Source organism: Alteromonas sp. ABE4_545, from assembly GCF_056161325.1.
The window spans coordinates 245,388-271,870 of record NZ_JBSWYY010000005.1 but is presented as its reverse complement, the minus strand read 5'-3'; the positions used below and the strand labels follow the sequence as shown (position 1 = coordinate 271,870).

The window sequence follows — 26,483 nt, the reverse complement described above, 5'->3', positions numbered from 1 at the left end:
AGACGAGCACACAATACGGAACTACGTTGAGCATCAAGGTCGGAAGGATTCAGATCAGCTCCGAATGGAGCTGTAACCGATAGAACCCCGGGCATGCCCGGGGGAATCTATGTCGTATTAGCGCTTAGTGCGGCGTTATTTTGTATGCTCGGGTTGAGTTTTATAACGCTCGAACCAAGCGAGAATATTACCTACCTTTTGCACTAAACGAGACGGACGTGACGCAATACCATGTGATGCGCCCGGTAAGCGTACCATCGCAGCATCTACCCCATTGAGTTTCAAGGCTTGATAGAACTGCTCACTTTCGCTGATTGGCGTACGGTAATCTGATTCACCAGTAAGCAACAAGGTGGGGGTGGTCACATTGCCTACTAACGACAACGGTGAACGCTGCCATAGCTTGTCTGCGATTTCCCAAGGTTTGCCTTCCATCCAATACTGGGTAAAGAAGGGGTAGGCGTCGGCTGTTAACGCAAAGCTTACCCAGTTGATCACGGGCTTGGCCACCACAGCAGCGGCAAAGCGGTCGGTTTTCCCCACCGACCAAGCAGTGAGCACTCCACCACCTGAACCACCGGTGATAAACAGGTTGTCTTTGTCGACATTGCCTTTGGCGATCACTGCATCAACGGCATCCATTAGATCATTGTAATCTTGTGACGGGTAGTTGTGGTGGATCAGGTTGCCAAAGTCTTCGCCGTAGGATGACGACCCGCGAGGGTTAGACCATACAACAATATAGCCTTTGGCCGCCATCAACTGAATTTCCATGCTGAAGTGTGGGCCATAAGCGGCATGCGGTCCACCGTGAATTTCTAAAATCAGCGGGTATTGTTTGTTGGCGTCAAAGTTTGGCGGTAGCATCATCCACGCATCAATGTCTCGACCATCAACACTGGATTTCACAGCAACGTGACTGACTTGCCCCAACGTGAGGTGGCCAAGTACATCGTCGTTCAGGTGAGTGACCTGGGTGACTTTGCCTCGTTTACTTCTCAAAGCAAGGTCGGCGGGTTTCTGTGTGGAGGCTTGGGTGAACGCAACTGTGCCGTTATTACTCAGTGCAAATTGTCCTGAGGTGTAAGGGCGACCAAGAGATTGCCCGCCGAGGGCGATATCATAGTTTTCAATATCGCCGTCTAGTTCTACTTCGGCTAATTTGGTTTCGCCTTGATCATCATAAGCAAAGACCAAGCTGTCACTGTCGTTTTGCCAATACATGCTGCCGATAGCACGAGGGAAGTCTTCAGTGAGGTTATTGATTTCTCCCGAGCGTAAATCCATCACTAAAATATCATCGTTTTGATAAGCCAGTTTGCGATCATTCACATGGGTAAACGCCAGATATCGGCCATTCGGGCTGACCAACGGAGAAGATTCTGGGCCAGCAAGTGTGGTCACGGGTTTTACTTCAGTCGTACGAATATCGACAGAATAAATATCGGTAGACATAGGGTGCATATCGGCGTTGTCGTCGCGATTCGCCGAGAAGTAAATAGCACTGCTGTCTTTACTCCAGCTCAAATGGCCGCCATTAGAAAATTGACCTTGAGTGAGTTGTCGAGGCGTGCCCCCTTCAACTGGCAATAGGTAAATTTGAGTATGTCCGTCGGGTAAAAAGCCCGCGCCATCTGAACGGTACTGCACAGCATTAATATATCGTGCTGTGGGCGCCCAATCTGCACCAGTGGGCTTGGCTGGCATATCGGTAAATAACGATTCGCCTTTAACGGGCGTAAACTGAGTAAAAGCAATATATTTACCGTCGGGAGAAAAGCTGAGATTGCTAGGACCGTGTTGCAAGTTGCTGATACGGGCTTGTTGCCCGGTTTTCAAATAGTAGAGGTAAATTTGGCTGCTACCACTGCGGTCTGAAACAAATGCCACTTTACTGCCATCGGGTGAATAAATGGCCTGACGTACGTTGTCGTCACCGGCGATAAAAGGCATGTGTTCACCACTATTTACATTCACTTGCCACAAGGCAATATGCATGCGATCACGCATGATATCCATCGACCTGCGCTCGTAAATCAGTTGTTCGCCATTAGGCGAAAACTGTGGTGCGGCAGCATATTCCAAATTAAAAACATCGGCGTAATCGAGAGTGGAAGGAAAAGATTGTTGTTCTGCAAAGCTTGAGGTAGAAACCGCGAGTAAGCCCAGTGCGAGGGTTCGCTTGAAAGTGTGCGTTACTGTCATTGTTATTCCTAATTAAAAGGGAATTTAGTTATTTATCGTTATTCGACCAATCAAAATGTCTTTGAACATTACCCAGTCTCCCATCAGACTGTATAAGGGGTAACGAAAAGTTGCCGGTTTATTGCGTTCAAAGAAAAAGTGCCCCACCCAAGCAAATCCGTAGCCAATAATTGGGAGCAGCCATAACAGCATCCACACCTGTAAAATGATAGCAATAGCGGTTACGGCCAAAACCAGTGTAGAGCCGATGAAGTGGAGCAAGCGGCATGCAGGGTCGCTATGCTCGTTTAAGTAATAGGGATAGAAGTCGCTAAATCGTTTGAATTTCTCTTCTTTAACCGTCATAAACATCATCTTGGTAAGTAGTAACCCTCGTTACTTTATCAGTGTTTACAAATAATTCACAATTGTGAGGTATTATAGGTAACTGATGTGGCATCGAGCAGTTGGCAGGCGCTTGTTTTTCCCCGATACTTCCCCATATTAAATTGCAAACAGAATAGAATTAAACAGGTTTAGAACTATGGATAATCTGGCGGCCTCAAATAGCATTGAGTTAACCCTCGAAAACTTCCAACAAGTCATACTTGAGCTGTCACGCGAAAAGCTCATCATGGTCGACTTTTGGGCTGACTGGTGCGAGCCATGTAAAGACCTTATGCCAATTTTGGATAAATTGGCAGGCGAATATCGTGAGCATTTGGTGCTGGCAAAAGTAGATTGTGATGCACAGCAAGAAATTGCTGGGCAGTTTGGTATTCGCAGTTTGCCTACTGTTATGCTCGTAAAAGATGGTCAGCCGATTGATGGATTTGCGGGTGTACAAACCGAAAGTCAAATCCGCGAATTATTAGCGAAGCATTTGCCTAATCCAGAAGATGAATATATTCAGCAAGCGGCTGAGTTTGTCGGACAAGGTGATTATCAAGCGGCTTTCCCATTGGCGAAACAAGCTTACGACATCAACCCAGACAACATTGATGTAAAATACCTTTATATCGATTGTGCGATTGAGTGTGGCTCAGTGGAACAGGCAAAAGCCCTGCTCGCCACTATTACAATGGTGGATCAAGACAGCCGATACCAAGCTTTACAAGGTAAGATTGAACTGGCTGAACAGGCCGCTGAATCGCCAGAAATTAAAGCGCTGCAAGCACAGCTTGAAGCCAACCCTGATGATCTACAGTTAAAAATTGATTTGGCCGTGCAACTTCATCAGGCCAACAAAGCCGAAGACGCGCTTGAATTACTGTTATCAGTACTGCAAAAAGACCTAAATTTTGGCGATGGCAAAAAAATGATGTTAGATATCATCAATGCGCTGCCAGACGGCGAACCATTAAAGTCAACTTATCGCCGCAAAGTGTATAGCTTGTTGTATTAATATTTAGTGCAATACCACAATAGAACAGCGCAGCTCTCTAGCTGCGCTTTTTTGTATGATGCTGCCGGTTTAAGGGCAGTCAGGTATGTAGGCCGTGCCGCTCTCGGTTTGATAAATAAGAGGCCCCTGATTCGTGTTGATCAGAATGTCCTTATCATTGATAAGCCAAGACGAACTGGGCGAACCGGGTAATCGGAATACCGATGTTGGAGTTAGGTCATCAGTGCTATCAATTTGGTATACAACGCCATTGTTCCACGTTAAGTGGGCCAGCCCTGCTGTAATAAATAGGGCGCCATTAAGCAGATAGATATCTTCGATATTTTCTTTCATTAAGAGCGAATGGTCACCATTTTGGGTAAAACGCATCAATTCGCCGCCCCATTCGCCACGATCACTACCGGTAAACCATACGTTTTGCCATTCCACCGCAACAAATGGCTGTCGCAGACTGCGCTCTGATGCGCAATAGTCGCGGAAGTATTCACTGTCGTCGTTTGGGTTGTCGCAGGTAGGGTCGCGATAACTAAACTTTTCCGGCTCGTCCATATCCACCCGATAGACTCGGCTATTTGCTTGGGGAATATATTTGGGGAAATGGGCCATGCTGCACACTACCGGATTCTGAATCGGTTCTGGGAAGTCGTCTAATAGACGTCTGGCATTTGTTGCGGGCACATCGCCTTTCCACGTTACGGCCTGCTGTGCGTAGGTAGCGACGGGGGGATACCAATAATGTTCGGCAATTTCACGCAGGCGAATGGCCGCGATTGGTGAATATAAACGGGCTAAACCATGTACGGCGGCGTAAACCACTTTCCAATCTGTTTGGTGATGAGTGAGCTTGATTAGCGCTTCGGTCGCCGGCGTGTAATGAATATACCCAAGAGTCATTGCGGCATTAATGCGCGTATTGGGGTCATGGCTATTGAGCCGTTTTATGAGTTCTGGGCCCACTTCGTAGGCTCGCGGCCCCATTTCAGCAAGCCTGTTATAGGCATCGCTGCTGACATAACTATGAGGCGAGTCTAATTGTGCCATTAATGGCGGAAGCGCTCGAAGACTGCCCATCGTTTTAAATGCGTTGTTAGCGTCTTCTTGTAATTCAGGATATTGCACTGCGATTAGTGCGATTTGATCAGCGGTCGCTTCGTTACTGGCACACATCCCTGCAAACTCCAAGGCGCGGCCGCGAATGAGCGTGGGGAGCGAATCAGTTGATGCAATAGCAATGAGCTCAGGCGCTAAGTTTGACAAGTCTAATGCTAATCTATTAGCCATTCGATCGAAGTATGTATGGTACACCCATAATAGCTTTTTTTGTTCATCATGGGGCAAGGAGGCAAGTTCGGGAAGATGCGCGATCATTGCCGGCGCAGCGTCGGCGCCAAGTTTAGATAGTGCTGTACCCAATTGGTTGTCAATGGAGCCTTCTAGGTGTAGGTATTTGATGATCAACGGCATAACGGTGCTCGCATCAAATCGGCCCAATGCGCCGTAGCTCCAGCCACCGTCTCCATCTAATCGCGTATTGTTATCGATTGCTTTGACGATGAGTTGCCAATCGTCAGTGTCAAAGTGTGCAATGCGTGAAATCGCATAATCGGCCACAAGACGCTTGTTTTGATTTTTATCGCTGGTGGCCTGAACCAGAGCGGGAAGTGCATTGCGACCCAATTCACGTAATCGCTCACGGAGTGATTCATCCGCTTGGCCTGTTCCATAAGTTTTTTCTGCAGGAGTAGGGATCGCATCCACACAGGCTTTGGGTGTCTCACATACATTGGCAAATGAGGCGCTGCTGATAAAAAGGTAGCTTAACAATCCTAACAGTGGGTGCCGACTGAGTAATTTGTCCATTCTAAAATTCATTTCTTTACATCCTTAAATCAGTCAATGCCAGTATTGCTGACGGCTTCGATTATGATATAACGCAGGAAATTTGAAAATGAGGTGATAAAAAATGGATTGGATCTGGCCAGCATTAGCCTTGGTTTTAGTGATTGAAGGAATAGGGCCTTTGCTTTTCCCCACTCGGTGGCGTTTGTATCTTTTGGAGATAAGTCAAATGCCTAGCAGTAAAATTCGCCAGTATGGCGGTAGCCTCGTCGTAATTGGACTTGTCAGTCTGTTTTACCTAGTTTGAAGCGCTGGAATTTTGTTCGTAAAAGGGGTGCCCAGCGCGCTCAATTTTTGTTAGAATCCCCGCCTAATTTTTTTACGTTATTTGAACCATGGCTAAAAACGTAGTGGTACTTGGCACCCAATGGGGTGACGAAGGCAAAGGCAAAGTTGTTGATCTTCTAACTGACCGTGCAAAATATGTTGTCCGTTATCAAGGCGGGCACAACGCAGGTCATACTCTGGTAATCGACGGTGAAAAAACCGTTCTTCATTTGATTCCATCTGGCATTCTTCGTGACAATGTTACTTGTATTATTGGTAACGGCGTAGTGTTAAGCCCAGACGCATTAATGGCAGAAGTGACTATGCTCGAAGAGCGTGGTGTTCCTGTGCGCGAGCGCCTAAAAATTAGTGAGGCGTGCCCACTTATTCTGCCTTATCACATTGCGTTAGACGTAGCGCGTGAAAAAGCACGTGGCTCAAAAGCAATTGGTACTACCGGTCGTGGTATTGGCCCTGCTTATGAAGACAAAGTTGCACGTCGCGGTTTGCGTGTGGGCGACTTGTTCAATGCGGAAGATTTTGCCGCGAAATTGAAAGAAGTGCTCGACGTGCACAACTTCACGCTAACCCAGTATTATGGCGCAGAGCCAGTTAGCTACGAAGAAACCTTAAAAGGCGCAATGGCCGTTGCTGATATCTTAAAAGCAATGGTAGTTGACGTGACTGACGAACTCGATAAGGCCCATAAAGCAGGCTTGCCGATTATGTTTGAAGGTGCGCAAGGTACATTGTTGGATATCGACCACGGTACTTACCCTTACGTAACATCGTCAAACACCACAGTAGGTGGCGTAGCGACGGGAGCTGGTTTTGGTCCGCTTAAACTAGATTATGTGCTTGGTATCGTTAAAGCTTACACTACGCGTGTTGGCTCTGGCCCATTCCCCACTGAGCTTGATTGTAATGTGGGTGAGCACCTAGGTGTGAAAGGTCACGAGTTTGGCGCAACAACAGGCCGTAAACGCCGTACAGGTTGGTTTGATGCCGTTGCCATGAAGCGTGCAGTGCAAATTAACTCAATTACTGGGTTCTGCCTCACCAAGCTAGATGTATTGGACGGTTTGGAAACCCTGCAAATTTGTGTGGGTTACAAAGATGCCCAAGGTAACGTAAAAGACGTACCACCCATGGCGGCAGACGGCTATGACTTGGTTACGCCTGTGTATGAAGAAATGCCGGGTTGGTCAGACAATACCTTTGGTGTGACAGAGTACGACAAGTTGCCACAAGCAGCCCGTAACTACATCAGTCGCCTTGAAGCGATTACAGGTGTTCCTGTTGATATTATTTCTACAGGCCCTGACCGTAATGAAACCATCATTATGCGTCACCCTTACGACGCATAAGTTAGCGTTTATCCTTGAAAAGCCCGAACTTGTTTCGGGCTTTTTTGTATCTTGACCACCGATATACTCTCAGTCACACTGCGCGTCGGTAATTTTGCCAAAACAATAATAACTCAGTGAAAAAACAAGGATATCACGATGATCAGAATTAAACGCGTTGGCGCCCATTCATTTGCTTTAACTATGGGCATTATTAGCGCTTTAGGTTCATTGGTGTTTGTTATACCTATGTTCTTTATGTTTTCGCTAATGTCGAAGATGCAACACGATGCCGCTATGCCTATGATGATGCCTTTCTCTTTTGGTATGGTATTTTTTATGCCTGTGATCTACTTCATTTTGGGCTATATTTTTTCAGGTATCTTTGCTTTGGTGTACAACCTAATCGCTAAAATGACGGGCGGAATCAAAGTAGAATTCGAAGACGATTCACACAACTCAGAATCTGTGTCTTCAACGAATACTGAATCGCCAATGATGGAATAAAAAACCGTTATCGTAATTCAACAATCAGCCGGAGTGTGAATGTGTTTAACGAACAGTTTAACAAGCTAAAGCAGACGTATTCTCAGGAAGTAACGCGCGCTTTGTGTTGGCGCAAAGAACAGTTACTGGCACTAAAACGCTGTCTTGTAGAGCGTGAAAACGAGTTTGCTGAGGCACTCAACAAAGACCTAGGTAAGTCTTATGCAGAAGCCTATACCACTGAAATCGGCTTCTTATTGGCTGAAATTAGGCATACGCTCAAGCATCTCTCCGGCTGGTTAAAAGTAAAACGCGTATCAACTCCACTCGCCGCGTGGCCGGCCAAGAGCTTTATTCAGCCTGAACCACTGGGTACAGTGCTGATTATGGGAGCTTGGAATTACCCGCTGCAACTCACGGTTGGCCCTTATATTGCGGCGTTGGCTGCGGGTAACTGCGCCATTTTGAAACCTTCTGAATTGTCACCTCATACGTCAGCTGCGATGGCGAAGTATTTGCCCCAATACCTCGACAACGACGCTTTGGCAGTGATTGAGGGCGACAAAGAGGTGGCGTCAGCATTACTTGATTTACCATTTGACCATATCTTTTACACAGGAGGAGAGTTGGTTGGTAAGGTGGTGATGGCCGCGGCAGCTAAGCATCTTACGCCCGTAACCCTTGAACTGGGTGGGAAAAGCCCGTGTATTGTTGGTGAAGATACCAATATTGAAGTGACCGCAAGGCGAATAGTGTGGGGCAAGTGGCTCAATGCAGGGCAAACTTGTGTTGCGCCAGATTACGTACTGGTGAGTCACGCAAATGCGCAAGCACTTAAAACCGCATTAATAACAGAAATTAAGCAGCAGTTTGGTGATAACCCGCTAATGAGCCCAGATTTGGGCACTATAGTTAATGAACGCCATTTTCAACGCTTACGTCAGTACCTTATTGGAGAAGACGTGATTTGCGGGGGGGATGCCGATACTGAGGCTCTGAAACTGGCGCCAACGATTGTCTGGAACCCTTCTATTGATAGTCCAGTCATGACCGAAGAGATTTTTGGGCCTATTTTACCCATTATTGTGCGGGATGATTTAGATACCCAATTGCAGTTAGTTAAACGGCGAGCCAAACCCTTGGCATTGTATTTATTTAGTCATTCACAAGATATTGTCGATAAGGTTGTTCAGCACACCTCGTCAGGCAGTGTATGCGTGAACGATGTGATGATGTTTATGACCAATCCCGAGTTACCCTTTGGCGGCGTGGGAAATAGCGGAATGGGCCGATACCACGGTAAAGCAGGCTTTGATACCTTTAGTCATCACAAGCCAGTCATGCACCGCAGATTCGCTTTTGATGTGCCGTTTCGCTATGCCCCGATGAAAAAGTGGAAATTCTCGTTACTCAAACGGCTTCTAAAATAGTATTTTGCTGAAACCTAAAAGGACAAGTATGTTAAGACCTTTTCACCTCGCCATTCCCGTGCACGACCTTGCTGCCGCTGAGCATTTTTATGGCACAGTAATGGGCTTTAGCAAAGGCCGCCAAGATACACGCTGGATAGACTGGAACATGTATGGTCATCAAGTTGTGACACATTGGGTAGATACCATGCCCTCAGCGCCAGAGTTTAACAATGTGGATGCTCACGCTGTGCCTGTGCCGCATTTTGGCGTAGTGTTAACCATGGACGATTGGCAGGCGCTAGCTGACCGGTTAACCGCAGCAGATATTGAGTTTGTGATAGCGCCCTACATACGTTTTAAGGGCGAGCCGGGTGAGCAGGCAACACTCTTTTTTATGGACCCAAGCGGGAATGCATTAGAGTTTAAGGCATTTCGCTCGCTAGAAAGCTTATTCGCCACAGCCTAATCAACAACAGCGATACCCCTAAAAAAAAACGGCGGCACCAGATTGGTACCGCCGTTTTTTGTGTGAGGTATTAAGTTATAAAAACGCGTGCTAGTTCACTTTTTCCACAACGGCTTTTCCTCGGCCTCGGCTCTCAGAGCCAGCTTGTAGTACGCCATTTTGGTTGGTAATGATCTGCAAGTCGCCAAAGTTACTTTGTTTGATGATATAACCCATTGCTTCAAGCGCATCGCGGGTTTGCTGTGGTACTCCGTCGTGTACACTAATGGTATTTTCGGGCCACAATTGATGATGCACTCTAGGTGCGTCTGCCGCCTCTTGGGCTGTCATGCCATATAATTGGGTTTGAATTATTGACTCCAGCACCGAAGATATAATGGTAGTGCCGCCCGGTGACCCTGTAACTAACACGGCATTGGCGTCTTTAAACAAAATGGTGGGAGTCATCGACGAAAGCATACGCTTATAAGGCGCGATTGCATTGGCTTCTCCGCCTATTGCTCCAAAGAAGTTAGGTACGCCCGGTTTAGCACTAAAGTCGTCCATTTCATCATTGAGTAAGAACCCAGCGCCATCTACTACCACGCCGCTGCCAAAAGACAAGTTGATCGTAGTGGTGTTTGCGACCGCGTTACCCCATCTATCCATGATTGAAAAATGGGTGGTGTCGGGGCTTTCATAAAGTCCGGGTTTGACGTTATCGGTTGGTGAAATTGCCGTGAGATTTACTTCGCTGGCACGTTGGGCAATGTAATCGTCGTCGAGTAGCGCTTCAATAGGTACGTCGATTACATCAGGATCACCCAAGTACTCTGCGCGGTCGGCAAATATGCGCTTGCTCACTTCTGCCAACAAGTGCACATATTCAGGGCTGTTAAAGGCTGGTTTAGGTTTGCCTTTGAGAATGTCATCTATCATGCCGATAGCCTGTGCAACGGCGATACCTCCTGAGCTAGGCGGAGGCGGCGTAACAAGAATATAATCGCCCCAATAGGTTACGATAGGCGCGCGCCATTTTGCTTTGTATAGCGACAAATCTTTAAAGGTAATGACGCCATCATTTTGCGCGAAAAAGCTCACGATAGAACGGGCAACTTCACCTCGGTAAAATCCATCACGGCCATTGTCTCGAATGCGCTTTAACGTTTCAGCAAGCTCGGGTTGCACAAACTTTTCGCCCGTATAAGCCTGACCAAAGTAGTGACTGAAATTGGTTTCTATCCCTTTGCTGAGTAATTTATTTTGAAAACGTTGAATGCGTTGGTAGAGGTGTTCAGGCATGATGAACCCCTCTTCTGCGAGCGTAACTGCGGGTTGAACTAAGCGCTCCCATGGCAGCGAACCATAAGCTTTGTGGGCCTCCCACATACCTGCGACAGTACCGGGAACTCCCGCGGCCAAAGGTCCGTAAAGTGATTTGGTGGGGTGTACTTCGCCGTCTTCCGTCAGGTACATATCGCGATGTGCGCGGCCCGGTGCCATTTCTCGATAATCGATAATGTTGGCTTCGTTGTCGGCAAAGATGGTCATAAAACCGCCGCCGCCAATGTTACCGGCTTCGGGGTAGGTGACGGCAAGCGCAAATTGAGCGGCCACGGCAGCATCAACGGCATTACCGCCGTCATTCAATACGTCTAATGCTACCTGCGCGCTAAAACTATCAGGCATAGCAACGGCTTGTTGGCCGGTGTCTTCTCGCTCTGTTAGGTTTAAGTTGGCACAACCCTGCAGTAAACTGATCCCTAAAATTAAACCAATAACGCGCATGTGATTTTCCTATCAATCGTTAAATCAATACCAGGCTAGCAATAAAGTATGCCACTAAGGTTAAGCCGCCAGCAAACAAGGCATACGGCAACTGAGTTTTCACGTGTGTGAGCAAGTCACATCCTGAGGCAATCGACGAGACCGCCGAGGTATCTGAGATTGGTGAGCAGTGGTCACCGAATATCCCGCCGCCCAAAATAGCACCAAGTACCAACGACGGTGGTAAGCCTAATGTTTGAATAAGTGGCACACCAATGGGGATTAAAATGGCAAATGTGCCCCAACTGGTTCCAGTGGTAAACGACATGATCGCTCCCGCAACAAACAGCATGGGTACAATGAAAACTACAGGTAAATATTCGCCCACAATGCCCGCCACAAACACACCGGTTCCCAATACTTTTAAACTGCTGCCCAAGGTTAGCGAAAGCAACACAATCGTGACCAAGGGAAGGAGTTCGCCCATGCCTTTAAACCCGATGGTAACGGCTTGGTGGTGAGTGAATTGTTTGTGAATGAGCAACAAACCATAGGCGACAGCGGTAGCTAACACGGTGGCGTAAAGCACTGACTTACTACCAGAACCATCGGCAAGTACACCGTTACCTGTCCACAACATAAAGCCCACCATGCTGGCAACCATAGTTACTAACGGCACAATCATAAAGCGCGCTTTGGTGGCAGGGGCTGCCTCTAGCGTAGACGTGGTCTCGGAACGTTTTTGTTCCTCCACTGCCATTGGACCGTGTACTTTGTCTTTTACTATGGTGTAAGCGACAATAAGCAACGTAATGATGGCATAGAAATTAAATGGCACACTGCCCCACAAAATACTGGCGGCAGATTGTTCTAATTCGTAGCTTTGCAGCAAGCCAAGAATGAAAGCACCCCAACCATTCAACAAAATAAGAATGCAAACTGGTGCACTGGTGCTGTCGATGATGTAAGCCAATCGAGCGCGACTCATACCAAACTTGTCAAACAAACCACGCGCAAAAATACCTGCGGTGAGTACACTCAAGTTCGATTCAATAAATACCGCTACCCCGGTGAACATAGTAATACCGCCCACTTGGCGCTTGCTCTTGGCAACACCCTTGGCCGTTAGCCAATCGACGGTCGCGGTTACTCCGCCAGAATCACGAATGTAGGCAAGTAATGCTCCCACCAACACACTAAACAATAAAATGCGGGTGTTACCGGGGCTAGATGCGACATCAATCACACGCTCCATCGACGTGATAGGAGCCATGAATACACTGCCAGCGCCTTGTAAGAGTAATAAGGCTTCGGCACTTAATACGGCCAGCAATAGGGCCATAATGACTTCTTTTTTCCAGAATACGACAAAGATCGCGATAAGTGGCGGGATGACTGACAACCAGTCCATAAAATTCTTCCTGCATTTATTGTTGTTATCGTAACGGTATCGAGCATGCCTATGGCATGGGAAACATACCGTTTGGCAACCTAAAACAAGCGGGCCTCGTGAAACCAGCTTGGGCTGCGTGACGTCGATGGTTAGCCTACCTATTTTACGTGCAATTTACGAGTGTTGATTACTGCACTTTACGTGGCATTTTCTCATAGTCGCAGGATTACTCTGCGTCTATAACATCGCACATACACGGTGAGGCAGGAGTAAATAAATCTGGGTCGTTGAGATGACGATAGTAATCTGTGAGTAACGCGTTCGCTTGAGTGGGGAAGTAGCGTATTAACAACGCGAGTAACGTACCTTGTGTTTCTCCATCAGGTTGCGACAGTGCTACCGGCTTGTGCGGGAGAAAATGCAGGTTAAATGCACGAGCCGCGCGCAAGGTTTGTTCATCCCATTGTCCGGTGAGCTGAACACCATAGCCGTAGCCTTGTAACCCTTGCTGAAACAAGTAAGCAGGAAGTGGCGATGCATTAAATTGTAGCCAGTATTTTTGCTTTATATGCGGTTCAAACCAAGCGCCAATACCGGCTTGGTACAAACGAAACCAAGGGAATTTTGGGCCGGGGTCGGTTTTGCGCATAAACGCAATATCAGCATGACCCACAATAGCGGTGGGGGGAATATCGGGATAGCGTTGAGTGATGTCGCTAAGCAAGCCGATTAACAACGTGATTTGCGTGTTATCAAACGCTGGGAAGTCACACAATTGCACGCTATTGGGCTCTTGTACATACAAAGGCATATCGGGTTGCCAATGACATGTGGGTACGTTGACCAGTTCAATGCCAATCGATTGATCATTGAGGTTTTCTCGCCCTTGCCAGAAACTGCGCCCCGCGTGCCATGCTCGTTGGTGTTCACTTACTAACTGTAATACTTCTGGTGTGCCTGAGTATGTTGGGTCGGCAGATTCTGGAATGAGGTAATGTGAGCTGAGCCCGTCAGGTTCAACTAACACCTGTGTAGACTCTGCATAGTCGATCGCGGTGTAATGAATAACCACGGCTTTCACGCGTTCGCCAAAATTAGCTGAGGGTAATTGTTTGTAAGTAGTGTGCCGTGTTGAATAAGACGCAGAAGAGTGGCAGCCCATTAACAGCGCTAACACTAAACCGGAGAGTACCGACATGCGGCGGGTAATGGCTAGCATGATATTCTCTCCGTGAATGTGGTGATGGGAAGTTATCGCATATTTATACCAACCTTGTAGGTAAATGAACAATGATTTATCGGAGTGACTTGGTTATGCTAACCGCCTGATCTTTCGATTATTCAAAACCGAGTGACTATTTTTTATGGCGATAAAACGGGGCTTGTTGAGTGTATTTTTTGCGTGGTGTTTTAGTACCGCGGCCTTTTCTTCAGAGGATATCGCACAGGCCGTTGGGCAGAAGATTATGTTGGATCTTCGTTATTATTGCCAAGACGGTACGCCCGGTAATCGATGCCGCACCCCTGTTACGGCACTAACACCAGCAATAAAGTCGGTATTGGTAAAAGGCCACATTGGCGGCGTAGTGTTGTTTGCGGAGAATCTCGAGAATGTCGAGCAAATAGTGAGTCTGAATTACGAGTTACAGGCCCTTGCTAAGAATAACGGATTACCGCCTTTTTTCATCGCGATAGATCAAGAGGGAGGGCGTGTGGCGAGGCTTCCGGCCAGTATTGCTACGCGTTTTGTCGGTAATATGGCGATTGGGGCAACGTATCAGCAACATAAAACGCGCTATGCCACTGAAGTGAATACGTACATCGCCCAGCGCATCAAGCAATTAGGTTTTAACGTTAATTTCGCCCCCGTGCTTGATGTGAATAATAACCCCGATAACCCTGTGATTAATGTGCGCGCTTATTCTGAATCTCCACAAGTGGTCGCTGAACTCGGCGTTGCCGCGGTAAAAGCAACACAAGCACAAGGGGTGTTGAGTGCGGTAAAACACTTTCCAGGCCACGGTGATACTCACACCGACTCTCATACCGGATTACCCCGTGTTGAACATGACCTAGCCGATGTCACTCAAACCGAGTTAGTGCCCTTTATGGCCGCTATTGAAAGTGACTCTCCACCAGCAATGGTGATGACGGCCCATATCCAATACCCAGCACTTGATAGTGCAACTCGCATTGGTGTAGATGGAAAAGCGCGAATTCTCCCCGCTACTTTGTCTCACCGTATTTTAACCGGGCTATTGCGAGGCAAGTTAGGCTATCAAGGGCTTATAGTGACAGACGCTATGGATATGGCCGGGATCGCCCATTACTTTGATGCAACCACAGCAACCATTGAAGCGTTCAAAGCTGGAGTGGATATTGTGTTGATGCCCTACCGCATTCGCAACCCCGAAGAAATCCAAGGCTTTTGGCAGTGGCACGGGGAAGTAATTAAAGCGGTAGAGCAAGGGGCCATTTCTCGTGATCAGCTTCAGGCTTCGGCGTCGCGAATAGCCAGTGCAAAGGTGTCTTATCAACTCGCAGACTTTATTGCCAAGCCCATGGCGGTAAGACTCAGTGAAATTAACGGCGCCATAATGACGGATAACAGTAAAACAGTAGAGCTGCAATTAGCCCGTGATGCGCTCACAGTGGTGAAAGGGAAGAATACTTTGCCATTGGCACTGGGCAATTGGCGACTCGTGATGCCAGATCAGGCGCGTTGTGACGCCATGATACGTGCACTCAACAATGTGCAACGTGAGTTATCTAACATCTCGTCACGTGATTTTTCGCTCAATACACATTGCCTTTCATTGGCGACCGTTCCCACAAAGGTAGATTGGCAGGCTTGGCAACAAGCCGACGTGGTGGTGGTGGGTGACATTTCCCCTCAATACAGTGCTGTTGAAATGGGAGGGATGGACGATTTAGCCGTAATGCGCCATCGCGCTGATAAGAACGCGCAATATCAATTTATACGTACGATGCTGGCCAAACTCACTAAATCAAAAACCACAACAGTAACTGTGGCGCTTCGAGCACCCTATGTACTGGATAAGTTTTTGGCAGACACCAAAGTGGCTATTGCCACTCTTGGCTACAATGTAGAAGTGGAAAATGGCGAAGCAAAAGGGGCGGTTTATCAAGGGTTGGCTGAGGTGCTTTTAGGTCGCCAAAAAGCCCAAGGTCAGTTACCCGTCAGCATTCAATAATAGTTAGGCAAGCCAGCTAATAAGAGACATTTTTATTAGTTGACCGTGTATTGTATACAATGAAATCGTTTACTCTTTCAGCAAAGCGTTTGCCTGTGTAAAGATCGTTCAAAGGTGAGAACCCTTTCGGCGAATTATGCGTCAATAGCGGCATTGTTAACCCCCATTATTTACATGGGAAATAATGCTGGAGACGCAGTAATGAAAGACCAAGACACCCCACTTAATCATCGTAGAAAAGCGATGAAATCACTGGCTGCGTTTGCCGCTGCCGCCCCAGTACTTACCCTCATTGGCTGTGGTGGTACTAGCAGTAATTCGGTTACACCAACGACAAGCGATACGACGGGAAGTAGTTCGTCAGGTTCGGGCAGTAGCGGGAGCAGTTCCAGTGGCTCTAGCAGCTCTGGTTCGTCGGTAACCACTACCACAGATTGGGCTTCTGGTGGAACCTCGTCCATTACCGATAATTTCCCTGATGATAGCTTGTTTGAGACTGATTCAACGTGCAGTGTGGAACTGACGGAGGCGTTGACAGAAGGCCCGTGTTATTTTCAAACTGAAACCTTAGATGATATTTCCGAAGGGCAAACTGGCCTGCCCATGATGCTCTGTTTGCAGTTAGTTGATAGCGATTGTAATCCGCTTTCCGGCTACGAAATTGAAGTATGGCATTGTGATGTCGAAGGTATCTATTCAGGCGATACCAGTGACAGTGCAGACAGCAGCGGATTTAATTCTTCTTTCTGTACCGGCAATGATCAAACGGCGTTGCAAGCGAAGTGGTTTAGAGGCATTCAGGTGACCGATAGCAATGGACGGGTAAACTTTTACTCATGCTTTCCCGGCTGGTACTCAAGCCGCGTGATTCATATTCACATGCGTGTGAAGAACAACAATAACGATGAACTGATCACTCAGTTCGCTTTTCCTGATGACTTCTGTGAGGAGATTTGTACTTCGCATGAAGACTATGTCGACAACGGTGAGCCGGATACCTACCTAAACAGCGATACTGTATTTAGTAGTGACGATGACGAGTACGTATTTAATATTGAACAAAACAGCGATGGTTCACTATTGGCGTGGAAGCGTTTAGTGATCAGCTAATTTGGCTTTAGCAGCGTACTTTATTCACCACGTAAATCGATAACACGGCCATTTAAAATGGCCAATGCCGCGCTTTCGGGCGCTGCATTTTTTTCAGCTAGTAAGAAAAACGCATCGCCGTTAGGAAGGGGTAGTAAACCATCGTAAAACTGCGTGTCGACTTTAACGGGTAAAGACGTGGTTAACTCTGCGTTGTCAGGGTTGAGTACGTAATTGTAGCCCTGACGAAGCAGAGCAAAGTAATGAGCGTCGTCCAGCACATCTGCATGAGAGAGGGCGTAGCCTTTCGATGGCATGACGATGTATGCAGCGCCAGCAATTTCCTCAAAGCCTGCCACTACAGACAAATCACCCATTTGGTCAACCGACGCAATACCTGTTTTCCTATCAATATTAATGGCAATGTCAGCCACAAATTCAGTGGATGTGACGCCGAGTGTGACCTGATTAATTTTTAATTGAACAAGCCCATCTTCTTGATTGTCCGGAATGGCATAGTAGTCGGCCAGTGAACGCTGCCGGTATGTGCCAGAGAGTAGGCTTTCAAGCGCAGCTTGTAGAGCAACTACATTCATCACGCGGGCTGTTTGGCGGTGAGGATCACCTAGTGCCGCGCCTGACTCTATCAATATGGTACTGGCTCCTGAGGCCGCAATATTGTCGCCAAAAGAACGATACGAATAGGTATCGTCATAACGGCCTATTTGCTTAGGTAACCATGGGCGTAGCTGATGAGCCATTTCAGCAATGAGCTGTTTGGCGCGTAATCTAGCTCCATCCACGTGTTTGTCTTGGTGAAACGCAGGCGCTAGAAACGCAATAGTGGCTGGATGAGGAGTGCGGCCTGCCGTGTAATAATCGTTTTGATCATGAAGGTTAAATGCCACATCTGGGTTTAGCTCACGTACTTGAGCTTCCAGCAGACGGCCCTCGGGAGATTGTAAAACCTGTGCATCTCGATTTATATCAATACCTTGACCATTGACTCTGGTTCGCACTGTAGCACCGTCGGGGTTAAGCATAGGGATGATATGCACCGTAACCGAATTCAGCCAGTCGTGAGGCAAAGCCGGCAGTGCGCTTTCAGTCAGTAGGTATAGCCAATCTAATACGGCGGCGGTAGCGGTTGGCTCATCACCGTGCATTTGCGTCCAAGCGAGTATGGTGAGAGGGCCAGTGCCTAAAGACAATCGGTCTATAGGGCGGCCAAAGTATGAATGGCCAATGCGTGCCCGCGTGATATTAGAGTGAGTGGCGAGCTTATCCATCACTGGGCTGATGTCATCGTGAACTAAGTGGGCTTTATTCAGCGCTTCCCAGTGAGATTGTTGCCAACATTGATAGGTGTGTTGTGCGGGGAAATGCGCTGAAGTTGTCATATGTTCATCCTAAAACAGCGAGTACTGAATAAGCATACTGTGAATTGAACCGATTGAATATAGTTGAGTTTGTCACCGTTCAATTGCATTTATAATCTTTGGACAATGTATTATCAATACTGTAGTTTTTGCTTCAAATGGCAGTTAGCCGTATCGATTGAATGACTATTAAGGGACAGAGCGTGGAACAGTCATGGAAGCCGAAAGGGTGGTTGAGTATTGTGTTTGGTCTAGTCATTCAGCCTTTTGTATTTTTGTATGTGAATAAAGCGAAATGGTTTTGGTTTTATTCGGCGCTAGTCTTTCTCTTTGCATTTATTGACTTAAATAATCAAGTTGGTGTCGACAATTCTGCTTGGTATCAAAACATTCCGCTCTCTTGGCTCCCCACCCTGATATGTCCTGTTCATGCATATTGGCTCTCACGATATTACGACAGTACCCAAAAGAGAAAATGGTACGCCAGTGGGTGGGTAACAATAGGCTGTTGTATTGGGTTCTTAGCGATAGTATTTGCTAGTCGAACCTTTGTGTATGATTTGTTCTCTATTCCTGCATCATCCATGAGCCCAACGTTAAAACCCGGTGATCATGTTTTGGTGAGCAAATTAGGATTTGGGAACTACCGCTTTTTAGGGCAGCAAGTTATTAAATCTTCTAGAGTTGCAGAGGTTCACCGAGGCGATATCATCGTGTTTCAGTATCCAGAAAAACCTCAAATAGATTATGTGAAGCGAGTCATTGGTTTACCGGGCGATACTGTGATCTATCAGGATAAGCAGCTTTCGGTGAAGCGTCTTTGTGGCATGAATGCACCAACATGTGGTGAGTTGGAAAGCGCTAAACTCAGCGCTGAGCCTAAACAAAGTACCAGCGATACGCGATTTGAATATTATCGAGAGTCTTTGTTTGAGCGCAGTTACGACATTCAACTGGACCCAAGTAGAAAAGATATGAATGCCTTCTACTTCTTCCAACCAAAGCAAGAGCGAGGAGAGTGGGTTGTTCCTGAAGGGCATTATTTTGTACTCGGCGATAATCGAGATAACAGTCGAGATAGCCGCTATTGGGGCTTTGTTCCCGATGAACATTTAGTCGGCAAGGTGGTGTTTGTTTGGTAGGTCAGGTTAAAAAGCCGAAAAAGTCGGGGCGGTTTGGTTTGCTCGTCGCGACATTATTTTTACTGCTAGTGGTCGCTGCTGTATTTGTAGCCGAAGACGTCACGTATGTTTTTCTCTACGTTTATCTAGGGTTAAGCGCAATAACCTTCGTTCTGTACGCCTAGGACAAGTCAGCGGCGAAAAAGTCTCGTCGCCGAGTGCCTGAAAAACACCTGCATTTTTTTGCGTTGTGTGGTGGCTGGCCCGGCGCGCTTTACGCCCAATATTGGTTGCGGCATAAGTCGATAAAAACTTCATTTAAATGGCGGTGTTGGCTGACAGTAATACTCAACGTTGCTATGTTAGCGCTCATTCGTACGGTTTATCTTGCAGATTATGCCGACACAACCTTTTGGGCCGCAGTGACAACTTAGCTAGCTCGATGAAATTTGGATACTCCAACTTATGAACGATGAAGCGTTTCAAGACTTTCTCGATTCAACCTATGATGAATTAGAGAGCAAACAAAACAGGCTAGAGGAAGAGTTTGGCCTCGGGCATTTCGACCGATACGATTTAGACCCAGAAGCTGAATTGATCACTTTTAGTGCTGAAGGGCGCGACACGGTTACCGCTCGGTTTGTTCCCATTGGCACATTTGTACCGTCAACCGGTTCTTGGATGTGGGGCTGGCACAACCAAGCGTTTTCAGACTCACTGCGAGAGCAAGCTGCGAAGTTATTAACGCTGGCCGAAATCACAGATATTGCTATGTTCGAAGAGCCTACGTCAGAGGTTGATGAAGAAATGGCGTGGGAAATGACGGCAATGTCACTGCATGTACTGGAAGGGCTGGGGGTTTATCGTGTGCCAGCAGATGACCTTTGGTATTTCTATGCGTTGTTTGACCTCAGTGTTGCCAAACATTAGTCCATTCTATAAGGCGGTATGATGCTGAAGGTACTATTTGCATGTTTGTTTTTCGCAGGCGCTTGCGTAGCCAATGATTTCGGTCAGTTAGCCACGCTCAATGCCCAGCAGATTGCAAAACAAAGTCAGGAATACATCGCACTACACTTGCCAAATGCCGACCCTGAACAACTGGTTTTGTTTGATATCCAGTTACATTATTCTCCGTTGATTGAGGGTGGGGCATTATTGCAAGCAACCTATATTAATTTGGGCCATGAACATACCGGTGACGCAGTGGCAAAACGTTTCCCGTCGTTTGATGAACCCAGTGAAACGTCTGAAGTGATGTTTACCGAATATTATAAAATCGAGTTGAGCTTTGACCATGAAGGCAACGTGGTGAATGCCACAGAACACAAAGACTTCTTCCCTGAACCACCAGAGGGTTTCTGGAACCTGATAAAAGTATTGAAGGCAAAACAATGAGGCTCAATCAAGTAACGCTTCCCGTACAAAATATGTCGGAAGCGGTGCAGTTTTATCTTACTCTTGGCTTTACTCAAATTGTGGATACACCCCATTACGCTCGGTTCTCTTGCCCTGAGGGTGACGCCACGTTTTCGCTGTCATTGGAGAGTGATGCAACGCTCAACCCAACGGTAATTTATTTTGAACATGAAGCGCTGGATGAGTTATGTGACACATTGAGCCAAAAAGGCATTGAGTTTGAGCAAATGCCTACAGACCAGCGCTATTTGTGGAAAGAAGCTGTGGTGAAAGACCCATCAGGCAACAAAATTAAACTGTATTGGGCAGGAGAAAATAGGCTTAATCCACCATGGAAAGTCTCTATTAAAGCTGAGTAATACGGATACTCGTTTTCTAGTCAATACTGTGGCATGTCGCGCAAGGTCACAGATTACCATTCATTTTTTGTATTTGGATTTTTGAATGTCTTCACCTGTTAAACAACACATTGGCAGTATTGCCCTACTCGTCAAAGAGTACGATGAGGCCATCGCGTTTTACACTCAACAATTGGGTTTTGATTTGGTCACAAACACTGACCTTGGCAATGATCAACGCTGGGTGGTTGTTGCGCCGCCTAACTCTACGGGTACTCAGTTATTGTTGATGAAAGCTACCAATGAAGAACAATTAAATGCTGTAGGGAATCAAGCGGGTGGTCAGGTGTTATTGATATTACACACCAACGACTTCTGGCGCGATTACCGTGTAATGCAAAAAAATGGTGTGGTATTCAATGAAGCTCCGCGCGAAGAAGTGTACGGCACCGTAGTGGTATTCCAAGATTTGTATGGCAACAAATGGGATTTAATTCAGCCCAGTGTGGCGGGATAAGAGGAGTTTTTCAGTGCGTATTAAGATGATGTTAGGTGTGTTTTTTATTTTTCTTTTGTCTGGTCAAGCTGGCGCTAACGAGTATGTAGAATGCAACTATTGCAGTCCCGCAATGCAAAGCACAGCGGCGAATACATGGGTAAGCAAACACACACAACCAGGAGCTTCTGACCTGTACACGGTCAATGTTGTCGACTTAGGAAGGTATCAAATATCGACGTATTCGGTCAGTTGGAAACACATATTTTTGAACGATGAGGCAGATTCCTCGGCAGCGTGGGCAACCTATAATCAACAAATGCCAACGAGTAGCGAAGATCAAAAATACATGGATAATCTAAAAAAGGCATCCGATGATTATCTATCGTCGCTTAAGAAAGTCGAAATCCCCAAAAAGCTGATCGGAGAACCATGGGAAGTGGTTAACTGTGCGTACTGCCAAAACAGAGTGCAATTGTTTTTAACCGAAACGCTTGAAGAGCAAACAACGGCTGTCGCAAAAGCGTTAGGGCAATTAGTTAGTGCTTTTGGTCTATCTGATAGATTGAAAATCACAAATACCTACAGAGTAACGATGGAAGCTAGGGGATATATGGAAATTGAGATTGATGTACCAACTCAGTCATTGATGCGAGCGACCATCAAAAAAGTTATCGATTCTGACGGGAACGATATTCCGTTCAACGCTAAGGACTTAAAATACTTAAAAATAGCGGTATCGGATCTTGTTAGAAACGCCGCTATTAATGAACAAATTAATCCGCTTATGTATCAAATTCCTCCCGCGCAGACTGGGGTGGTAGTGATAACTGAGAGTGGCGTTGACACACCAACAGGCACAAGGTAGTGCGCTATTGATAATAGGGATTACCCGTCGAGCTAAAGGCTAACAATATCACAAAGGGCTGTACCTCAGCATCGACCGAGTATTTTTAGTCACTTGGCGAATTGCCGTTGGCGATACGCTATATTTCCAGTAGTTTACTTGGTATCACGAAACAGCCTCTGCTTTGTATTGGCTACTTCGCATCTCATTTTTTCATCTCAATATTAAGGTTGTTTGTGCTAGATAAAATCATTCATGACTTTTTGGTTATTTGGGCCACTATCGATCCTATCGGATCAATGGCGCTATTTGCGGGCATGACGGCGTCGATGTCGGCCAAGGCTCGCCGCATTACCGCACTGAAAACGATTTTATACGCTACCTTAATTTTGGTTGGCGCATTGGTTGTCGGGCAAATATTGTTAACTGCAATGGGGATCAGCCTCATTTCATTCCAAGTAGCTGGTGGCATCATCCTGTTTCTGTTCGGTTTACAAATGATTTTTGCAGAACCGACAGCCGACAACAAAGGCGAGCCGCAACACGATATTGCTATGTTCCCCCTCGCCATACCGGCTACGGCTTCTCCCGGGGCTATTTTAGCGATTATTTTGATCACCGATAACAATGTGTATTCGATTCAGGAGCAAATGATAACCGGCGCTACCATGATTGGCGTGTTACTCATTACACTCATTTTATTATTGTTGTCTGGTGGGATTATTCGCTTAATCGGGAATGGGGGAGCCTCAATGTTAACCCGCATTATGGGGATGATCCTAGCTGCGCTGTCTATCGAGTTGATCATGGAAGCCTTAGGAATTGAGAAGTGGGTAAATGTCGTTTCTTAATAAAGTGTAAACCCATTGCTTGAGGGCCTGTGCGCTGATTGTACCTGTGGCCTCTGTTAATTGAGTGCTTATTATTCTATAGTCATACAAATGAAAGACTGATATTCAGTATTCATTGAAGCTTTGGCAGGTAGTTAGCGGGATTGCTAATGATACCTAGCCATAGCGACACTTATCAGATTAAGGCGAAGGAATATGTCTCTATTTGTGCGGATTAAAGCGCTAAAGCACTCGTTGTCGAGAAACGAACAGAAGCTAGCTAACTTTACTCTTGAATCCCCCAGTGCAATCCGGGATTTATCTTCACCTGCACTTGCCGATGTTGTCGGTATTAGCCAGTCCTCAGTGGTTAAATTCGCGCAAAAGCTCGGTTTTCGCGGCTATCCTGCTTTCAAATTAGCGGTTATCGAAGCCTTTAGTGCTGAACAGGTAAATGCGCCTATACATGGTCAAATTAGCCTACATGACAGCTTCGATTCAATGGCCGATAAACTCCTTTTTAGTAAGCACAATGTACTTCAAGAAACACGTCATCTAAACGATGTAGTGCAAATTGAGCGTGCCGTAAAATTACTAAAAAGTGCCAGCCGTATCGTGTTGTGTGGGTTAGGTGGGTCTGGGTTGGTGTGCAAAGATTTTGGCTATAAGCTGCAAAAGCTGGGAATGAGCGCGTTTGCAGAGTCAGACAGCCATGTACAAATGGCCTTGGCTGCCGCTTGTGACGACCGCGATGTGATTATTGCTATTAGCGAGTCTGGCAGCACGTCGGAAGTGCTAAAAGTGGCTGAACGAGGGAAGGCAACTGGCACCCCAGTGATTACGATCACGCGATATGGGGTAAACCCCTTGTCTCGGCTAGCTGAGGTGACGTTGTTTTCTGGCACAGATGAAACCACTGCGCGCCTTTCTTCTATGTTGTCTCGGCTAGCTCAAGAACACGTGGTAGATATGCTGTTTATTGCTTTAACCCAAGCCTACCCTCAAGGGCGTCAGCGCTTAGCAACCACTAACGAAGTGGTGAACGCGTTTAAAGCTAACGCATAGTTACTGGCGAGCTTGGATAAAGCAAATATGGCGCCCGCTTTTGTTTAAAGCTATTGAGGTCATCTTGCCAGCTTTGTCTTATTTCATCTTCACTAAGCCCCGACTCGATAGCTAGGCGCAATGCATCAGTGCCGCTGAGTTTGTCGAAAAAGTCGGGACGATTAATTAACGTGAGGCCCGCTTGTTTAAACGCTGCATGTGCTCTTACTAGCCAAGTGAGTTGTAAACCCCGTACTTGAGATGTTCGCAGATCTAAGCCCAGAAGCGCGGTATCTTGTAGTTTTGGTGAGGGCGCGCTCGTAGGCATACTGATTGGCGTGAAAGCAAAGTCCCCAAGTTGCACTTTGTTATGCCCTAATACTTGAAAAGGGTAGGGAGTTCCACGGCCAACGCTCATGACCGTTGCTTCAAACAGGCATAATGAAGGGTATAACTGCACAGCCTGATCATTAGGTAAATTCGGGCTGGGAGGCACAGGCAAAGAATAGCGCATTGTTTTGTTGTAATGGAGAACGGGGATCACGGTAAGCGCGAGCTTGTCGGCCTGATTTATCCATGCTTCACCTTTGATCATCAGCGCTAATTCGCCTACTGTCATGCCGTGCAGTAATGGGACGGGATCTAGCCCAACAAACGATGCAAAGCCCGGTTGCCGCAAGGGACCATCGACAAAGGCTCCATTGGGGTTTGGGCGGTCTAACACTACAACCGGTATGCCCTGTTCCGCAGCGGCTTCTAAAACATAATGTAAGGTCGAAATATACGTGTAAAAGCGGGTGCCTACGTCCTGAATATCAAATAGCAATACATCCACATTGGCCAGCATTGGCGGGCTGGGCTTTTTGTTTTTGCCATAAATTGAATAAACGTGAATGCCTTTGGTTTTATCGTCTTTTACGACTGCGCCAGCACCGTGGTCACCGCGAAAACCATGTTCTGGTGCGAATACAGCCTCTACTTTTACGTTATCGGCGAGTAACTTATCAACCAGATGTTGATGGTCAACCACGCTGGTTTGGTTTACTACCAAACCTACTCGTTTATTGTTGAGCAATGGCATGTATTGCTGAGGTTGCGCTGCACTGGGCAATGGTGTTGGTACGTTAGCTAATGCAAAAACACTGTAGCTAATAGCAATAATACAGATGAACCATTTAAGCATGGGCGGCGGCTCGTAAATATCCGCTATTTTGGTCGAGAAGCGCTTTTGCTTCATCGGCGGGTTTGCCTGTTAACACCATTAAAATTGCCAGTTTTGCATGGTTGTTTGCGGCTAAAAGCGCATCGGCGGCAAGTGTTTCATCACAATGGGTTGCTTGCATCACAATGCGAATAGCACGAGCGTGTAGCTTCTTATTGGTTGCATTCACATCGACCATGAGGTTTTCGTATGTTTTGCCCAAGCGAATCATGGTTGCGGTGCTGATCATATTTAAGATGAGTTTTTGTGAGGTGCCTGATTTCATGCGTGTTGAGCCAGTTAAACATTCAGGACCAACGGCGGCACAAATAGGAATGTCTGCCGCTGCCAGCATGGGAGCCCCCGGGTTGTTGGTGATCGACGCGGTGGTTGCACCCACTTCTTTTGCGTAGGCTAATGCGCCGAGTACATAGGGGGTGCGCCCGCTGGCCGAAATACCTACCAGCACATCTTGTTTTGTAAACCCTCTTTCCTGTAGATCGAGTTTACCTTGCAATGCATTATCTTCCGCCCCTTCAACGGCGTGTTGAATCGCTGTTTCGCCGCCAGCGATAATCCCTTGCACCAATTCGTCGGGTACACTGAAAGTCGGGCGACATTCCACCGCATCTAAAATACCTAGCCGACCGCTTGTACCAGCACCAATGTAAAACAATCGCCCTTTCGCTTTAATGGCGTCGGTTGCTGCATTTACCACTTTAGCGATATAAGGAATGGCTTGGGCGACGGCATGGGCGACTTTTGCATCTTCTTTATTTATTGCCGCCAACAGTGCGTGCGTATCCAACTGGTCCATGTTCATGGTATCTGGGTTGCGGCTTTCTGAAGTGAGTTGGTTGAGTGTTGACAGTAAGCTGTCTTGAGTCGAAGTCATCAAAA

Annotated in this window: 25 protein-coding genes and 1 pseudogene; 17 read left to right on the top strand and 9 right to left on the bottom strand. The window is 46.9% G+C overall.

Features of this window, described 5'->3' with window-relative positions; genetic code table 11:
* Positions 1-135: 135 nt before the first annotated feature.
* Both ACXAH6_RS07580 and ACXAH6_RS07575 read right to left on the bottom strand, forming a co-directional pair.
* On the bottom strand, positions 136-2,205 hold the full coding sequence (locus ACXAH6_RS07580) for a S9 family peptidase (RefSeq protein ID WP_474876039.1): 2,070 nt from the start codon (positions 2,203-2,205) through the stop codon (positions 136-138).
* 24 nt (positions 2,206-2,229) lie between these two features.
* The gene (locus ACXAH6_RS07575; RefSeq protein WP_474876038.1) at positions 2,230-2,550 is read right to left on the bottom strand and encodes an Mpo1-like protein; all 321 of its coding nucleotides are present in this window, start codon (positions 2,548-2,550) and stop codon (positions 2,230-2,232) included.
* Positions 2,551-2,728: 178 nt separating this feature from the next.
* Between ACXAH6_RS07575 and trxA the strand changes: the two genes are divergently transcribed.
* Positions 2,729-3,589: a thioredoxin gene (trxA, locus tag ACXAH6_RS07570; RefSeq protein ID WP_474876037.1), complete on the top strand. Its 861-nt coding sequence runs from the start codon at positions 2,729-2,731 to the stop codon at positions 3,587-3,589.
* Positions 3,590-3,658: 69 nt separating this feature from the next.
* Here the strand turns inward: trxA and ACXAH6_RS07565 are convergent, their stop codons facing one another.
* Positions 3,659-5,461 (bottom strand): HEAT repeat domain-containing protein, encoded by a 1,803-nt coding sequence (locus ACXAH6_RS07565; RefSeq protein WP_474876036.1) that lies wholly within the window; start codon positions 5,459-5,461, stop codon positions 3,659-3,661.
* Between the two features lie 91 nt (positions 5,462-5,552).
* Here ACXAH6_RS07565 and ACXAH6_RS07560 point away from each other — a divergent pair, with 91 nt between their 5' ends.
* The 5 genes from ACXAH6_RS07560 (at position 5,553) to ACXAH6_RS07540 (ending at position 9,465) form a co-directional block, all read left to right on the top strand.
* Positions 5,553-5,735 (top strand): DUF2065 domain-containing protein, encoded by a 183-nt coding sequence (locus tag ACXAH6_RS07560; protein ID WP_474876035.1) that lies wholly within the window; start codon positions 5,553-5,555, stop codon positions 5,733-5,735.
* An 88-nt stretch (positions 5,736-5,823) separates the two neighbouring features.
* Entirely contained in the window at positions 5,824-7,122 is a 1,299-nt protein-coding gene (locus ACXAH6_RS07555) for an adenylosuccinate synthase (RefSeq protein WP_474876034.1), read from the top strand.
* A 138-nt stretch (positions 7,123-7,260) separates the two neighbouring features.
* Positions 7,261-7,608 carry a DUF3566 domain-containing protein gene (locus tag ACXAH6_RS07550; protein WP_474876033.1) on the top strand — a complete coding sequence of 116 codons (348 nt, stop codon included), beginning with the start codon at positions 7,261-7,263 and terminating at the stop codon, positions 7,606-7,608.
* A 35-nt stretch (positions 7,609-7,643) separates the two neighbouring features.
* Positions 7,644-9,017, top strand: coding sequence for an aldehyde dehydrogenase family protein (locus ACXAH6_RS07545; RefSeq protein WP_474876032.1), 1,374 nt, complete (start codon positions 7,644-7,646; stop codon positions 9,015-9,017).
* Positions 9,018-9,045: 28 nt separating this feature from the next.
* On the top strand, positions 9,046-9,465 hold the full coding sequence (locus ACXAH6_RS07540; protein ID WP_474876031.1) for a VOC family protein: 420 nt from the start codon (positions 9,046-9,048) through the stop codon (positions 9,463-9,465).
* A gap of 90 nt (positions 9,466-9,555) precedes the next feature.
* Here ACXAH6_RS07540 and ggt read toward each other — a convergent pair whose 3' ends face one another.
* The 3 genes from ggt to ACXAH6_RS07525 all read right to left on the bottom strand — a co-directional run bounded on the left by ggt (position 9,556) and on the right by ACXAH6_RS07525 (position 13,823).
* On the bottom strand, positions 9,556-11,232 hold the full coding sequence (gene ggt / locus ACXAH6_RS07535) for a gamma-glutamyltransferase (protein ID WP_474876030.1): 1,677 nt from the start codon (positions 11,230-11,232) through the stop codon (positions 9,556-9,558).
* 19 nt (positions 11,233-11,251) lie between these two features.
* Positions 11,252-12,622, bottom strand: coding sequence for a Na+/H+ antiporter NhaC family protein (locus ACXAH6_RS07530; RefSeq protein ID WP_474876029.1), 1,371 nt, complete (start codon positions 12,620-12,622; stop codon positions 11,252-11,254).
* Positions 12,623-12,830: 208 nt separating this feature from the next.
* Complete coding sequence (locus tag ACXAH6_RS07525) at positions 12,831-13,823, bottom strand: N-acetylmuramoyl-L-alanine amidase (RefSeq protein ID WP_474876028.1); 993 nt, start codon at positions 13,821-13,823, stop codon at positions 12,831-12,833.
* Between the two features lie 145 nt (positions 13,824-13,968).
* Here ACXAH6_RS07525 and ACXAH6_RS07520 point away from each other — a divergent pair, with 145 nt between their 5' ends.
* The gene (locus ACXAH6_RS07520; protein WP_474876027.1) at positions 13,969-15,819 is read left to right on the top strand and encodes a glycoside hydrolase family 3 protein; all 1,851 of its coding nucleotides are present in this window, start codon (positions 13,969-13,971) and stop codon (positions 15,817-15,819) included.
* A 114-nt stretch (positions 15,820-15,933) separates the two neighbouring features.
* Complete coding sequence (locus ACXAH6_RS07515; RefSeq protein ID WP_474876026.1) at positions 15,934-16,929, top strand: dioxygenase family protein; 996 nt, start codon at positions 15,934-15,936, stop codon at positions 16,927-16,929.
* Between the two features lie 20 nt (positions 16,930-16,949).
* On the opposite strand, the gene ACXAH6_RS07510 is transcribed toward ACXAH6_RS07515, so the two are convergent.
* Entirely contained in the window at positions 16,950-18,308 is a 1,359-nt protein-coding gene (locus tag ACXAH6_RS07510) for a M14 family zinc carboxypeptidase (RefSeq protein ID WP_474876025.1), read from the bottom strand.
* 182 nt (positions 18,309-18,490) lie between these two features.
* Between ACXAH6_RS07510 and lepB the strand changes: the two genes are divergently transcribed.
* The 9 genes and pseudogenes from lepB (at position 18,491) to ACXAH6_RS07465 (ending at position 24,403) form a co-directional block, all read left to right on the top strand.
* Positions 18,491-19,429, top strand: coding sequence for a signal peptidase I (gene lepB, locus ACXAH6_RS07505; RefSeq protein WP_474876024.1), 939 nt, complete (start codon positions 18,491-18,493; stop codon positions 19,427-19,429).
* A 176-nt stretch (positions 19,430-19,605) separates the two neighbouring features.
* Positions 19,606-19,842, top strand: a pseudogene (locus ACXAH6_RS07500) (DUF1294 domain-containing protein); the annotation flags it as partial.
* 31 nt (positions 19,843-19,873) lie between these two features.
* Positions 19,874-20,338: a DUF6882 domain-containing protein gene (locus tag ACXAH6_RS07495; protein ID WP_474876023.1), complete on the top strand. Its 465-nt coding sequence runs from the start codon at positions 19,874-19,876 to the stop codon at positions 20,336-20,338.
* An 18-nt stretch (positions 20,339-20,356) separates the two neighbouring features.
* On the top strand, positions 20,357-20,806 hold the full coding sequence (locus tag ACXAH6_RS07490) for a hypothetical protein (protein ID WP_474876022.1): 450 nt from the start codon (positions 20,357-20,359) through the stop codon (positions 20,804-20,806).
* Positions 20,803-21,186 (top strand): VOC family protein, encoded by a 384-nt coding sequence (locus ACXAH6_RS07485; protein ID WP_474876021.1) that lies wholly within the window; start codon positions 20,803-20,805, stop codon positions 21,184-21,186. Before ACXAH6_RS07490 ends, ACXAH6_RS07485 begins: the two co-directional genes overlap by 4 nt.
* An 85-nt stretch (positions 21,187-21,271) precedes the next feature.
* Entirely contained in the window at positions 21,272-21,682 is a 411-nt protein-coding gene (locus ACXAH6_RS07480) for a VOC family protein (RefSeq protein ID WP_474876020.1), read from the top strand.
* A 13-nt stretch (positions 21,683-21,695) separates the two neighbouring features.
* Positions 21,696-22,529, top strand: coding sequence for a hypothetical protein (locus ACXAH6_RS07475; RefSeq protein ID WP_474876019.1), 834 nt, complete (start codon positions 21,696-21,698; stop codon positions 22,527-22,529).
* Between the two features lie 215 nt (positions 22,530-22,744).
* Positions 22,745-23,359 (top strand): MarC family protein, encoded by a 615-nt coding sequence (locus ACXAH6_RS07470; RefSeq protein ID WP_474876018.1) that lies wholly within the window; start codon positions 22,745-22,747, stop codon positions 23,357-23,359.
* 195 nt (positions 23,360-23,554) lie between these two features.
* Positions 23,555-24,403, top strand: a complete 849-nt coding sequence (locus tag ACXAH6_RS07465; RefSeq protein ID WP_474876017.1) for a MurR/RpiR family transcriptional regulator — start codon at positions 23,555-23,557, stop codon at positions 24,401-24,403.
* Here ACXAH6_RS07465 and ACXAH6_RS07460 read toward each other — a convergent pair.
* Both ACXAH6_RS07460 and murQ read right to left on the bottom strand, forming a co-directional pair.
* Positions 24,393-25,565: an exo-beta-N-acetylmuramidase NamZ family protein gene (locus tag ACXAH6_RS07460; RefSeq protein WP_474876052.1), complete on the bottom strand. Its 1,173-nt coding sequence runs from the start codon at positions 25,563-25,565 to the stop codon at positions 24,393-24,395. The two genes, ACXAH6_RS07465 and ACXAH6_RS07460, sit on opposite strands and share 11 nt — an antisense overlap.
* Positions 25,558-26,478: an N-acetylmuramic acid 6-phosphate etherase gene (gene murQ / locus ACXAH6_RS07455; RefSeq protein WP_474876016.1), complete on the bottom strand. Its 921-nt coding sequence runs from the start codon at positions 26,476-26,478 to the stop codon at positions 25,558-25,560. Before murQ ends, ACXAH6_RS07460 begins: the two co-directional genes overlap by 8 nt.
* Positions 26,479-26,483 lie beyond the last annotated feature (5 nt).

Bases quoted from the DNA above. Each gene is read 5' to 3' on its own strand.
- ACXAH6_RS07580 (WP_474876039.1), bottom strand. From the start codon at position 2,205: ATGACAGTAACGCACACTTTCAAGCGAACCCTCGCACTGGGCTTACTC.
- ACXAH6_RS07575 (WP_474876038.1), bottom strand. From the start codon at position 2,550: ATGACGGTTAAAGAAGAGAAATTCAAACGATTTAGCGACTTCTATCCC.
- trxA (WP_474876037.1), top strand. From the start codon at position 2,729: ATGGATAATCTGGCGGCCTCAAATAGCATTGAGTTAACCCTCGAAAAC.
- ACXAH6_RS07565 (WP_474876036.1), bottom strand. From the start codon at position 5,461: ATGAATTTTAGAATGGACAAATTACTCAGTCGGCACCCACTGTTAGGA.
- ACXAH6_RS07560 (WP_474876035.1), top strand. From the start codon at position 5,553: ATGGATTGGATCTGGCCAGCATTAGCCTTGGTTTTAGTGATTGAAGGA.
- ACXAH6_RS07555 (WP_474876034.1), top strand. From the start codon at position 5,824: ATGGCTAAAAACGTAGTGGTACTTGGCACCCAATGGGGTGACGAAGGC.
- ACXAH6_RS07550 (WP_474876033.1), top strand. From the start codon at position 7,261: ATGATCAGAATTAAACGCGTTGGCGCCCATTCATTTGCTTTAACTATG.
- ACXAH6_RS07540 (WP_474876031.1), top strand. From the start codon at position 9,046: ATGTTAAGACCTTTTCACCTCGCCATTCCCGTGCACGACCTTGCTGCC.
- ggt (WP_474876030.1), bottom strand. From the start codon at position 11,232: ATGCGCGTTATTGGTTTAATTTTAGGGATCAGTTTACTGCAGGGTTGT.
- ACXAH6_RS07530 (WP_474876029.1), bottom strand. From the start codon at position 12,622: ATGGACTGGTTGTCAGTCATCCCGCCACTTATCGCGATCTTTGTCGTA.
- ACXAH6_RS07525 (WP_474876028.1), bottom strand. From the start codon at position 13,823: ATGCTAGCCATTACCCGCCGCATGTCGGTACTCTCCGGTTTAGTGTTA.
- ACXAH6_RS07520 (WP_474876027.1), top strand. From the start codon at position 13,969: ATGGCGATAAAACGGGGCTTGTTGAGTGTATTTTTTGCGTGGTGTTTT.
- ACXAH6_RS07510 (WP_474876025.1), bottom strand. From the start codon at position 18,308: ATGACAACTTCAGCGCATTTCCCCGCACAACACACCTATCAATGTTGG.
- ACXAH6_RS07495 (WP_474876023.1), top strand. From the start codon at position 19,874: ATGAACGATGAAGCGTTTCAAGACTTTCTCGATTCAACCTATGATGAA.
- ACXAH6_RS07490 (WP_474876022.1), top strand. From the start codon at position 20,357: ATGATGCTGAAGGTACTATTTGCATGTTTGTTTTTCGCAGGCGCTTGC.
- ACXAH6_RS07485 (WP_474876021.1), top strand. From the start codon at position 20,803: ATGAGGCTCAATCAAGTAACGCTTCCCGTACAAAATATGTCGGAAGCG.
- ACXAH6_RS07480 (WP_474876020.1), top strand. From the start codon at position 21,272: ATGTCTTCACCTGTTAAACAACACATTGGCAGTATTGCCCTACTCGTC.
- ACXAH6_RS07465 (WP_474876017.1), top strand. From the start codon at position 23,555: ATGTCTCTATTTGTGCGGATTAAAGCGCTAAAGCACTCGTTGTCGAGA.
- ACXAH6_RS07460 (WP_474876052.1), bottom strand. From the start codon at position 25,565: ATGCTTAAATGGTTCATCTGTATTATTGCTATTAGCTACAGTGTTTTT.
- murQ (WP_474876016.1), bottom strand. From the start codon at position 26,478: ATGACTTCGACTCAAGACAGCTTACTGTCAACACTCAACCAACTCACT.